9 protein-coding genes are annotated in these 11,508 nt (G+C 62.0%); all 9 read left to right on the forward strand.

What is annotated here, in order from left to right:
* Positions 1-40 precede the first annotated feature (40 nt).
* The 9 genes from PQQ86_RS09275 to iolG all read left to right on the forward strand — a co-directional run bounded on the left by PQQ86_RS09275 (position 41) and on the right by iolG (position 11,503).
* Positions 41-904 carry a TIM barrel protein gene (locus PQQ86_RS09275; RefSeq protein WP_408265941.1) on the forward strand — a complete coding sequence of 288 codons (864 nt, stop codon included), beginning with the start codon at positions 41-43 and terminating at the stop codon, positions 902-904.
* 128 nt (positions 905-1,032) lie between these two features.
* The gene (locus PQQ86_RS09280) at positions 1,033-1,962 is read left to right on the forward strand and encodes a sugar ABC transporter substrate-binding protein (RefSeq protein WP_408265943.1); all 930 of its coding nucleotides are present in this window, start codon (positions 1,033-1,035) and stop codon (positions 1,960-1,962) included.
* Positions 1,963-2,024: 62 nt separating this feature from the next.
* Positions 2,025-3,611 carry a sugar ABC transporter ATP-binding protein gene (locus tag PQQ86_RS09285; RefSeq protein ID WP_408265945.1) on the forward strand — a complete coding sequence of 529 codons (1,587 nt, stop codon included), beginning with the start codon at positions 2,025-2,027 and terminating at the stop codon, positions 3,609-3,611.
* Positions 3,604-4,623, forward strand: coding sequence for an ABC transporter permease (locus PQQ86_RS09290; protein WP_408265946.1), 1,020 nt, complete (start codon positions 3,604-3,606; stop codon positions 4,621-4,623). The genes PQQ86_RS09285 and PQQ86_RS09290 overlap by 8 nt, the downstream gene beginning before the upstream one ends.
* A gap of 41 nt (positions 4,624-4,664) precedes the next feature.
* Positions 4,665-6,629, forward strand: coding sequence for a bifunctional 5-dehydro-2-deoxygluconokinase/5-dehydro-2-deoxyphosphogluconate aldolase (locus tag PQQ86_RS09295; protein ID WP_408265948.1), 1,965 nt, complete (start codon positions 4,665-4,667; stop codon positions 6,627-6,629).
* On the forward strand, positions 6,626-8,527 hold the full coding sequence (gene iolD / locus PQQ86_RS09300) for a 3D-(3,5/4)-trihydroxycyclohexane-1,2-dione acylhydrolase (decyclizing) (protein WP_408265950.1): 1,902 nt from the start codon (positions 6,626-6,628) through the stop codon (positions 8,525-8,527). Before PQQ86_RS09295 ends, iolD begins: the two co-directional genes overlap by 4 nt.
* Positions 8,524-9,462 (forward strand): myo-inosose-2 dehydratase, encoded by a 939-nt coding sequence (gene iolE / locus PQQ86_RS09305; protein WP_408265952.1) that lies wholly within the window; start codon positions 8,524-8,526, stop codon positions 9,460-9,462. The genes iolD and iolE overlap by 4 nt, the downstream gene beginning before the upstream one ends.
* Positions 9,459-10,253 carry a 5-deoxy-glucuronate isomerase gene (gene iolB, locus PQQ86_RS09310; RefSeq protein ID WP_408265954.1) on the forward strand — a complete coding sequence of 265 codons (795 nt, stop codon included), beginning with the start codon at positions 9,459-9,461 and terminating at the stop codon, positions 10,251-10,253. Before iolE ends, iolB begins: the two co-directional genes overlap by 4 nt.
* 203 nt (positions 10,254-10,456) lie before the next feature.
* Positions 10,457-11,503, forward strand: coding sequence for an inositol 2-dehydrogenase (iolG, locus tag PQQ86_RS09315; protein ID WP_408265956.1), 1,047 nt, complete (start codon positions 10,457-10,459; stop codon positions 11,501-11,503).
* The last annotated feature ends 5 nt before the right edge of the window (positions 11,504-11,508 follow it).

Raw genomic sequence — 11,508 nt, forward strand, 5'->3', positions numbered from 1 at the left:
TGAGAGACAACACATTCGTTCGCTATAACTGGAGACACAAATGACATTGACGAGTGGTGGAGCACTGCAATTCTCCCTGAATCGCATGAGCGCGCCGCGGCTGGTGTTCGCCGAATACGTCGCGCTTTGCCAACGCCTGGCCGTCGATGCGATCGAGATCCGCAACGACCTCGAAGGCGTCGAGATCAACGACGGCACGCCCGCCGCCGATATCAAAGCGCTTAGCGCCGCGGCAGGGCTAACGATCCTATCGATCAATGCGCTGCAGCGCTTCGAACGTTTCGATGCGACCCGCGCGAAAGAAGCACTGGCACTTTCGCGCTATGCGGCCGACTGCGGTGCACGCGCGATTGTCCTGTGCCCGACCAACAGTCGCCAGGATCAGCGCACGGCAAGCGAGCGTCACGCCGATCTCGCCAACGCACTCAAGCAACTGAAGCCCATCCTCGACGATCACGGTCTGCATGGTCTGATCGAGCCGCTCGGTTTTGAGGAATGCGCGCTGCGCCGCAAATCCGATGCAGTTAAGGCGATCTACGACGCGGCAGGCGAGCGCCATTTCCGGCTTGTGCATGACACGTTTCATCACCACCTGGCGGGCGAGGACATTTTCTTTCCGAACCTCACTGGCCTCATCCACGTTTCGGGCGTGGAGGACAGTGGCCTGCCAGTCGGCCAGATGCGCGACGGGCATCGTGTGCTGGTCGGCGCGGCCGATCAGCTCGGCAACATCCGCCAGCTAACCACGTTGTTTGCACGAGGCTATTGCGGTCGCGTGTCGTTCGAGCCGTTTGCGGAGGAAATTGCCCGCGCTGATGACATTGAAAGCCGTCTGCGCGACAGCATCGGTTATATCCGCGCGAGCGTCGAATCGGCGTCGGCCCAGATACGCAAAGCGGCGTAGCAGAAGTTTTCAGCGCGCATGCGTTGAAAGTGATGGAGAGGGTGAATACCGCATGAAATTTTGCCGCGCGGACCTTGGCATCAGACCGATGGCCGCGCGGGTTCAGTCAACAGATAGGAGACATGTCAATGAAATTCCTCACACGATCACTGTTTGCGTTGTCGTTCGCGGCGATGCTGCCGGTTTCCGCTATTGCGAGCACGACCATCGGCGTCTCGATGGCGCACTTCGACGACAACTTCCTGACGACGGTGCGCGACGCAATGGCGACCGAAGGCAAGGCCCACAAAGACGTCAATCTCGACTTCGAGGATGCGCAAGGCGACGTCGGGCGGCAGGTCAGCCAGATCGAAAGCTTCGTATCCCAGCACGTTGCGGCGATCATCGTCACGCCGGCCGACGCGTCGGCAACCAAACGCATGACCGACACCGCACGCAAGGCGGGCATCCCGATCGTATACGTCAATCGCAAGCCGGACGAACCGATGGGCAACGGCGCCTACTTCATCGGCTCGGACAGTCTCGTGGCCGGGCATCTGCAGATGGACTACCTCGCGAAACAGCTCAAAGGGAAAGGCGATATCGCAATCATGCTCGGGGAGCTGTCGACCGACGCAACGCGGGACAGGACGCGCGGCGTAAAGGATATCGTCGCGAAGAATCCGGGCATCAAGATCACCGAGGAGCAAACCGCGAACTTCGACCGCAGCCAGGGCATCAACCTGATGAGTCAGTGGTTGAGCTCTGGAAAGAAATTCGATGCGATCGCCGCGAATAACGACGAGATGGCGCTTGGCGCACTGATTGCGATGAAGCAGGCGGGCGTCTCGTCGAAGAGCGTGCTGGTCGGCGGCGTCGATGCGACGAAGGAAGCCCTGAACGCGATGGCCAAGGGCGATCTCGCCGTCACCGTGTTCCAGGATGGGCAGGGGCAGGGCAAGGGTGCTGTCGATACAGCGATCAAGCTCGCCAGTGGAGACAAGAACGTGCCTAAGGAGGCCTGGATCCCTTACCAGCTCGTCACACCGGACAACTACAAGAGCTTTCTGAATAAATAGTCCGCATGACCTCGGGGCGGCGCCACGTTCGCCCCGCTTCATCCACAGAGAGGGGTGCCACTATGTCAGACCTCACCATGGCAGCGGCAGAAGCCCGGCCGCAACGCGTCGCCATCCCGGCGGCGCATGAGCCGATCTTTGCCGCCCGCAAGATTCGCAAGGCCTTTCCCGGCGTGATCGCGCTCGACGACGTCTCGATCGACGTCCACGCCGGCCGGGTGCATGCGTTGATGGGCGAGAACGGCGCCGGCAAGTCAACGATGATGAAGATCATCGCGGGCGTCTATTTGCCCGACGACGGCTCGCTGCATTTCAGAGGCGAACCGATTGCGCTGAAGTCACCGCGTGACGCGCTCGACCGCGGTATCGCGATGATTCACCAGGAGCTGAATTTGCTGCCGTACATGACGGTGGCGGAGAACATCTGGATTGGCCGGGAACCGCGCAATCTGCTGGGTCTCATCGACCATCGCGCGCTGAACCGGCACACCGGCGAACTGTTCGCGCAACTCGGCATCGAGATCGATCCGCAGGTGCGGCTCGGCAGCCTGAGCATTGCGAACCGTCAGATGGTGGAGATCGCCAAGGCCGTGTCCTTCGACTCCGATCTGCTAATCATGGACGAGCCGACCTCGGCGATCACCGACAAGGAAGTCGAGCATCTGTTCCGGATCATCGGCGAGCTGAAGGCGCAAGGCAAGGCGATCATCTACATCACACACAAGATGGACGAGGTGTTCGAGATTGCCGACGACATCTCGATCTTCCGCGACGGTCACCACATCGTCACGCGCAAGGCGAATGAGTTCGACAAGCAGTCGCTGATTGCCGCGATGGTCGGCCGCGAACTCACGCAGGTCTTTCCGAAGATGGAAGTCGAGATCGGTGAAGTGGCGCTCGCCGTGCGTAGCCTCGGCCGCCGCGGCGTGTTCTCGAACGTCAGCTTCGATCTGCGGTACGGCGAGATTCTCGGCGTGGCCGGCTTGATGGGTTCCGGGCGCACCGAGGTGATGGAGTCGATATTCGGCATCTATCCCGCGGACGAAGGCGAATTGCTGTTCGACGGCAAACGCCGGGCGATTCGCTCTCCGCAACAGGCGATCGCCGCGGGTGTCGCGTTTCTCACCGAGGATCGCAAGAGCACCGGCCTGTTCCTGCAACTTTCCGTTGGCGAAAACATGCAGATTTCGTCGTTGCGCCGCAATTGCGCGCTGGGCTTCGTCCGGCAAAAGCGCGTCAACGTTTCATGCGCCGATATGTGCCGTCAACTGAAGGTCAAGACGCCCGGTCTGCACGAAATCATCGAGAACCTGAGCGGCGGCAATCAGCAGAAGGTGCTGCTCGCGCGCTGGCTGATGAACAAACCGAAGATCCTGATCCTCGATGAGCCGACGCGCGGCGTAGACGTCGGCGCGAAGGCGGAGATTCATACGCTGATCACGCAGCTCGCAAGAGAAGGTGTCGCGATCATCATGATCTCGTCGGAACTGCCTGAGGTGATGGGCATGAGCGATCGGATCGTGGTGATGCACGAGCGCACCGTCAGCGGCATTCTGCCTCGCGCGAGCGCGACGCAGGAAACCGTCATGACGCTCGCTTCCGGCGAGCAGCCTGAATCAGCGGTAACGACCGGAGACAACCATGCGTAACTCAGCGATTCTCACTCCCGATATCCATCGTCCTGCTCCACGCACCTGGCGCGTGCCGCAGGAGACCAGCATCCTGCTGGTGCTGCTCGGCATTGCGCTGGTCTTCGAAGCACTCGGCTGGATCGAGCGCGGCCAATCGTTTCTCTACAACCCGCAGGGCCTCCTGATCATGGTGCTGCGCGTGTCCGAAATCGGGCTGATCGCGGTGGGCGTCACGATGATCATCATCGCGGGCGGCATCGATCTGTCGTCCGGGTCCGTGGTCGCGCTATCCGCGATGATTGCCGGCAGCCTCGCGCAGACATCGGGTTTCGGGCGCACGGTGTTTCCTGGGCTCGTCGATTTGCCGGTACTCGTGCCGGTCGCGGTCGGTGTGCTGACGGGTGGCATTTGTGGCCTGATCAACGGTACGTTGATCGTGCGCACCGGTGTGCCGCCTTTCATCGTCACGCTCGGGATGATGGTGTCGGCGCGTGGACTGGCGCGCTACTACACGCACGGCCAACCCATCAGCATGTTCACCGACGCGTACACCGCGATCGGCAGCGGTGCCAAGCCTGTGGCGATCTTTCTGCTGGCAGCACTCGTCTTCCACATCGTGCTGCGCTATACGCGTTTCGGTAAATGCCTGTATGCGATCGGCGGCAACGTGCAAGCGGCGCGCGTGTCGGGCATTAGCGTCGGGCGCAATCTGGTAGCTGTCTACACGATCGCTGGGCTGCTGACTGGACTTGCCGGTGTGGTCGTTTCGGCGCGTGCGCAGACGAGCCAGTCCGGTATGGGCATGTCGTATGAGCTCGACGCAATTGCCGCGGCCGTGATCGGCGGCACGAGTCTCGCTGGCGGCGTGGGCCGGATCACAGGCGCGGTGATCGGCGCGTTGATCCTCGGCGTGATCTCGAGCGGCTTCACCTTTCTGGGAATCGATTCGTACATCCAGGAAATCGTCAAGGGAATGATCATCGTCGCGGCCGTGATCGCCGACCAATACCGCAAGCGGCGCGCTCGCTAAGCCGCGCTATCCCTCCGTCATCTATTTCGGTGCAATCGCATATGAACCATTCCACCTCTTTCGCCAAAGACCGGCCACTGGACATCGTCTGCCTGGGGCGACTCGCTGTCGATCTCTATGCGCAGCAAATCGGTGCGCGGCTTGAAGACGTTACCAGCTTCTCGCGATATCTGGGCGGCTCGTCGGCCAACATCGCGTTCGGCTGCGCTCGCCTGGGATTGAAGTCAGCCATGCTTTCGCGCGTCGGTAACGATCATATGGGGCGCTTCCTCGTCGACGCGCTGGCAAAGGAAGGCTGCGACGTCAGCCACGTGAAGACTGACATGGAGCGTCTGACGGCGCTCGTGCTGCTCGGTCTGAAAGACCGGAACACGTTCCCGCTGGTGTTTCATCGCGAGAATTGCGCGGACATGGCGATCGACGAAGCGGATTTCGGCGAAGCATTTATCGCATCCAGCAAGGCACTGTTGATAACCGGCACGCATTTCTCGACTGAAGGCGTGCATCGCTCGAGCATGACGGCGCTCGACTACGCCCGGCGCAACGGCGTGCGCACCGTGCTCGATATCGACTATCGCCCGGTGCTATGGGGCCTGACGGGCAAGGCGGATGGCGAGACGCGCTTTGTCGCCGACGGTAGCGTGAGCGCCCATCTGCGTGGCATCTTGCCGAAGTTCGATCTGATTGTCGGCACGGAAGAGGAGTTTTGCATTGCTGGCGGGTTCGAAGATCTGCTGGAAGCACTGCGCTCGGTGCGCGCCGGGAGTGCGGCAACACTGGTCGTCAAACGCGGACCGCTGGGCTGCACGGTGATCGACGGCGAGATTCCGGCTGACCTTGATGGAGACCGGCATTTTCGCGGCGTTGAGGTCGAGGTCCTCAATGTACTCGGCGCGGGTGATGCGTTTATCTCCGGCTTTCTCAAAGGATGGCTGACAGGCGCTGATTATGCAACGTGCTGCGCCTATGCGAACGCCTGTGGCGCGCTTGTCGTATCGCGCCATGCGTGCGCACCGGCCATGCCGACACCGGCCGAACTGGATTATTTCCTCGCCAATGCCGCCCGTTTGCGCCGTCCCGACCAGGACGCGGCGCTTGCGCGTCTGCATCGGGTGAGCGTGCCGCGCAAGCGCTGGGACGAAGTACTCGGCTTCGCGTTCGATCATCGCAGCCAGTTCTTCGAGATGGCGCAGCGGGCCGGTGCCGATGAGGCGCGCATCGCGACGCTCAAGCAGCTTTTCGTGCAGGCGGTCGCGGAAACTGAAATGGCCAGTAGCTACGCCGGCAGGATCGCGGTGCTGATCGACGATCGCTATGGACAGGATGCCTTGAACGCGGCAACGGGCCGTGGCTGGTGGGTCGGCCGTCCCGTCGAGTTACCCGGCTCGAATCCGCTGGAATTCGAACATGGGCGCTCGATCGGTACGGCGCTCAAAAGCTGGCCCAGCGAACACATCGTCAAATGCCTGGTTCAATATCATCCGGACGATGAACCGCTGCATCGGCTGGAGCAGGAGAGTCAACTCCGTGCGCTCTATGACGCGACGCAGGCAAGCGGTCACGAACTGCTGCTCGAAGTGATCCCGCCGAAGGATCGGCCACAGACTCAGGATACCGTGCTCCGGGCACTCAAACGCCTCTACAACCTCGGCATTTATCCTGATTGGTGGAAGCTCGAGCCGATGAGCGCAGACGCATGGCGCGATATCGATGCGCTGATCGATGAACGGGATCCGTACTGCCGTGGTGTCGTGCTGCTGGGGCTGAATGCGCCTGTTGCACAGTTGGCTGAGGGCTTCGAGGCGGCGCGCTCGAGCACAACTTGCCGCGGGTTTACCGTGGGCCGCACGATTTTCCATGAACCGGGCCGGGCGTGGCTCGCAGGCGAGATCGACGATCGGCTGCTGATCGATCAGGTGCGCAGCAACTTCGAGACGTTGATCTACCTGTGGCGGTCATCCCGCAATCATGTCGCGCAAGCCGTACGCGAGGAGCAAGCGGCATGACGCGCACCGTCCGACTGACTACTGCGCAGGCGCTCGTCAAGTATCTGGCCGCCTTGCGTGCCCCAGCCGATGATGAGCGCACTGTGCCGGTGCCGCTGTTTGGCGGTGTATTTGCAATCTTCGGACATGGCAACGTCGCGGGACTCGGCGAAGCGCTGTATCAGCAGCGTGACGCGTTGCCCACCCTGCGCGCGCACAACGAGCAGGCCATGGCTCACGCCGCGATCGCCTACGCAAAGGCGCACATGCGGCGCCGGATGATGGCGTGCACGTCGTCGATCGGTCCGGGCGCAACCAATCTCGTCACCGCAGCGGCACTCGCGCATGTGAACCGGCTGCCGGTACTGTTGCTGCCCGGCGATACCTTCGTATCACGCGCCCCCGACCCGGTGTTGCAACAGATCGAGGACTTTCATGACGGGACCGTCTCCGCCAATGATTGCCTGAGGCCAGTGTCGCGCTACTTCGACCGGATCGTCGCGCCGGAGCAATTGCTGAGCGCGCTGCCGCGTGCCGTGCGCGTGCTGACCGATCCGGCGCTCTGCGGACCGGTTACGTTGGCGCTGCCGCAGGACGTGCAGACCCATGCGTACGACTATCCGGTCGAATTCTTTGAACCTGCCGTGGTGAATTTCCGCGCGCCGTCGCCGGCTCAGGATCAACTGGCTGTGGCAGTCGCGGCGATACGCGCCGCGCAGCGGCCATTGATCGTCGCCGGTGGCGGCGTGTTGTACGGACGCGCCAGTGCTGCCCTGCGCGCGTTTTGCGAGCGGCATGGCGTGCCTGTTTGTGAATCGCAAGCCGGCAAAGGCGCGTTGTGCTGGGATCACCCGCTACAACTGGGCTCGGTCGGCGTCACCGGCTCGCCAGCCGCTAATACGCTCGCCCGGGAAGCGGATGTTGTGATCGCCATCGGTACGCGCTTGCAGGACTTCACCACGGGGTCTCATTCGCTGTTCGGGCAAGCGCGCGTCGTGGCAATCAACGTGAATGCGTTCGATGCGGACAAGGCGCGCGGCGTCGGGATCCTCGCCGATGCGCGGCTCGCGCTCGAGGCGCTGTCGCATGAGCTGTCCGCTGCCACGCCCGAAACAAAGGGGGCATGGCGAGGCAATGTGGCGTGGCAGGACAGGGCGCATGCAGCCGCCGATAGCTGGCGCGCAACGGTCAGCGAGATCACTGGCCGGCGCGAACTCGCGCCGGAACAACTGCCGTACGACGGCAACGTGATCGGCGCGGTGCAGCGTTCGCACGCCAATTCGCCGTCGCACGACATCGTCGTTTGCGCGGCGGGCACGCTGCCCGCGGAATTGCACAAGCTTTGGCGCACTGCACGACCGGGCGGCTATCACATGGAATACGGCTACTCGTGCATGGGCTATGAGATCGCGGGTGGTCTCGGCGTCAAGCTGGCGCAGCCGGATCGGGAAGTGATCGTGATGGTCGGCGACGGCAGCTACCTGATGATGAACAGCGAGATCGCCACGTCGGTGATGCTCGGCGCGAAGCTCATCATCGTCGTGCTCGATAACCGCGGCTATGGCTGCATCAATCGCCTGCAACAGGCGTGCGGCAGCGCACCGTTCAACAATCTTCTGGCCGACTGTATTCAGGGGCCGCTCGGTGCGCCACAGATCGACTTCGCCGCCCATGCCGCGTCCCTTGGTGCTCGTGCCGAACATGCTGCGAACCTCGCCGAACTCGAACGCGTGCTCAAGCGTGCACGCGCTTCCGATCGCACTTACGTGATCTGTATCGACACGGACCCCGCGCGCACGACGGTCGAAGGCGGTTGCTGGTGGGAAGTCGCGGTACCCGAAGTGTCGGTCCGCGACGAAGTGCGGGCGGCGCGCATGGTTTATGAACAGAACAAGCAACAACAAAAGAGCCCGCTATGACGAACTCCTTCGACGTAAAAATCGGCATCAATCCGATCTCGTGGTTCAACGACGATTTGCCTTCGCTCGGTCGCGAAACGCCACTCGAGACGGCGCTCACCGAGGGCCGGGGAATCGGCTATCAGGGATTCGAACTCGGCAACAAGTTTCCGCGCGAGCCGCACGCGTTGCGTGAGGTGCTGTCGCGTCATCAGCTCGAACTGGTGTCGGGCTGGTACTCGGGGCGTCTCGCCGACCGTTCCGCCGATGAGGAAATCGCTGCGCTCGGTCCACATCTCACGCTGCTTGCGCGGGGCGGTGCGAACGTGATGGTCTACGGTGAGGTCGCCGGCTCGATCCAGGGCGACAGCAATGTCCCGCTCTTCAAACGCCCGCGCTTTCATACCGACGAGCAGTGGCGGTGCTACGCCGACCGGTTGAACACAGTGGCGCGGTACACGCTCTCGCACGGTGTGCGCCTCGCGTATCACCACCACATGGGCGCCTATGTGGAAACACCGGAAGACGTCGACCGTCTGATGGCGCTCACCAGCGACGATGTCGGCTTGCTGTTCGATAGCGGCCATGCAGCGTTCGGCGGCAGCAAGACGACCTTCAGCGGCGCTACGCCCCTGGATACGCTCACCCGGCATAGCGCACGCGTTTGTCACGTTCATTTCAAGGACGTCCGGCCCGAGATCATCGAGATTGCGCGCAACCGTCAATGGAGTTTTCTCGATGCGGTGATCAACGGCGCATTTACGGTGCCAGGCGACGGGGCGATCGATTTCGCGCCTTTGATCCGGCAACTGCGTGACCATGGCTATCGCGGCTGGCTTGTCGTCGAAGCCGAGCAGGACCCGGCGGTGGCGCCGAGCCTTGCATACGCTCAAAGCGGCTATCGGCATCTGCGTGCCCTGGTCGATCGCGCAACCGCGCAACTGGCGGCCGCATGAGCCTGCTCGTAAAAGGAAAGCCCGCGGGACGCGAGATTGTCACAGTTACGCCTGATAGCGCCGGATGGCGTCACGTTGGTTTTGCCGCTCAACGGCTCGCGCGTGGCGAGCACGTGACGTTCAATACCGGCGCCACCGAGATGTGCGTGGTCGTGCTCACGGGCGTGATCAGCGTCGGCACGCCACAACAGACGTGGCGCGAAATCGGCGCACGCAGTAGCGTTTTCGAGGCACGCTCGCCGTACGCGGTCTACGTGCCGCCTCGCACTGCAGTGTCGATCGACGCTCACGATGCCGCCGAAATTGCTCTGGCCAGCGCGCCGGCCGAAGGGCGGTATGAAGCCCGCCTGATCGAGCCGGAAACGATTGCCCGTTCGGTGCGCGGCAGTGGAACGAATACACGCTATGTCTGCGACATTCTTCCCCAAACCGAACCCGCCGAGTCGCTGCTGGTAGTCGAAGTGCTGACCCCAGCGGGGCACGCATCGAGCTATCCGCCGCACAAGCATGGCGTCGACGACATACCGGTGGAAAGCTATCTGGAAGAAACCTATTACCACCGCCTCAATCCGCCGCAAGGCTTTGCGTTCCAACGTGTCTATACCGACGCGCGCGACATCGATGAAGCGCTGGCGGTCGAAGATCACGACGTGGTCATGGTGCCGCGCGGCTATCACCCGGTAGTGATGCCGCATGGCTACGACGGCTACTACCTGAACGTGATGGCAGGCCCGAAGCGGGCGTGGCACTTCAAGAACGATCCGGCTCACGAGTGGATGTTGTCGCGATAGCCGGGAATCGCGGTTCACGTAGTTGATGCTGGAAGAAAAGTCACCTTGGCGATCGCCATGCGCATGGTCCCGAAGCGGTGCGCTTTGACGCGCGGCAAAAGGTAGTCGCGCAGCGTTGACTGGGTGGTCGCGCACAGGGCGCCGAGTTTGCAATGCCGACGATGTAATACCGACTGACGAAATTGAGAAAACGGGAGAATACGATGATTGAGATCGCTTTGTTTGGAGCCGGCCGCATCGGCAAGATTCATGCAGCAAACCTCGTGCGCCAGGCGGGTGTGCGTCTGAAGTATGTGGTCGATATGCATGCCCCCTCAGCACATGCACTGGCAGAGATGCATGGTGCCAAAGTAGTGGACGTCGATGGCGCGCTGAGCGACCCATCGATTGGCGCCGTCGTCATCGCGTCGAGCACGAATACGCACGCAGATCTGATTATCAGGGCGGCGAATGCCGGGAAAGCCGTGTTTTGCGAAAAGCCGGTGGACCTGACGGTCGAGCGCTCGCGTGAGAGCGCAGCGGCGGTTGCACGCAATGGCGTGACCTGCATGATCGGTTTTCAGCGCCGCTTCGATTCCACGTTCGCCGCGCTCAAGGCGCGCATCGAGCGCGGCGAGATCGGCGATCCGGAGATGCTGATCATCACGAGCCGAGACCCGGGTGCGCCGCCTGTCGAATACATCAAGAGCTCAGGTGGCATCTTCAAGGACATGCTGATCCACGATCTTGATGTGTTCCGCTGGATTCTGGGCGACGAGGCACACACGCTACACGCAACAGGCAGTTGCCTGACCGATCCGCTTGTTCAGGACGCAGGCGATATCGATTCGACTGCAGTGACGATCCGCACCAGACGCGGACTCCTGTGCCAGATCAACACCTCGCGGCGGGCTGCCTATGGGTACGATCAGCGCTTTGAAGTGCTCGGCAGCAAGGGCATGCTGCAGGCGGGCAATGTACGACCGACCGAAGTGACTGGCTGGTCTGCGAGCGCTGTATCGGTCGACGTGCCGGAGCCGTTTTTTCTCGAACGCTATCGACAGGCTTATGCTGCGGAGATGGCGCATTTCGTCGAGGCACTGACGCAGGGGCTTCCTGTGCGAACGACTATACAGGACGGTGTCAAGGCGCTCGAGCTTGCGGAATTCGCGACGCTTTCGTGGCAGAAAGGATCGGCGTTTGAGGTAGCGTCTGATGGAGAGCTACATGGTTATGCGGGGGAGCCTGTAGCGGAATCGCTCAACGCTTAGTCACA

The sequence above is a fragment of the Paraburkholderia sediminicola genome (assembly GCF_046026675.1).
GTDB lineage: Bacteria > Pseudomonadota > Gammaproteobacteria > Burkholderiales > Burkholderiaceae > Paraburkholderia > Paraburkholderia sediminicola_F.

Excerpts from the sequence above, each read along its gene's own strand:
- iolG (WP_408265956.1), top strand. The coding sequence starts at position 10,457 with ATGATTGAGATCGCTTTGTTTGGAGCCGGCCGCATCGGCAAGATTCAT.
- PQQ86_RS09280 (WP_408265943.1), top strand. The coding sequence starts at position 1,033 with ATGAAATTCCTCACACGATCACTGTTTGCGTTGTCGTTCGCGGCGATG.
- PQQ86_RS09295 (WP_408265948.1), top strand. The coding sequence starts at position 4,665 with ATGAACCATTCCACCTCTTTCGCCAAAGACCGGCCACTGGACATCGTC.
- PQQ86_RS09285 (WP_408265945.1), top strand. The coding sequence starts at position 2,025 with ATGTCAGACCTCACCATGGCAGCGGCAGAAGCCCGGCCGCAACGCGTC.
- iolD (WP_408265950.1), top strand. The coding sequence starts at position 6,626 with ATGACGCGCACCGTCCGACTGACTACTGCGCAGGCGCTCGTCAAGTAT.
- iolE (WP_408265952.1), top strand. The coding sequence starts at position 8,524 with ATGACGAACTCCTTCGACGTAAAAATCGGCATCAATCCGATCTCGTGG.
- PQQ86_RS09275 (WP_408265941.1), top strand. The coding sequence starts at position 41 with ATGACATTGACGAGTGGTGGAGCACTGCAATTCTCCCTGAATCGCATG.
- PQQ86_RS09290 (WP_408265946.1), top strand. The coding sequence starts at position 3,604 with ATGCGTAACTCAGCGATTCTCACTCCCGATATCCATCGTCCTGCTCCA.
- iolB (WP_408265954.1), top strand. The coding sequence starts at position 9,459 with ATGAGCCTGCTCGTAAAAGGAAAGCCCGCGGGACGCGAGATTGTCACA.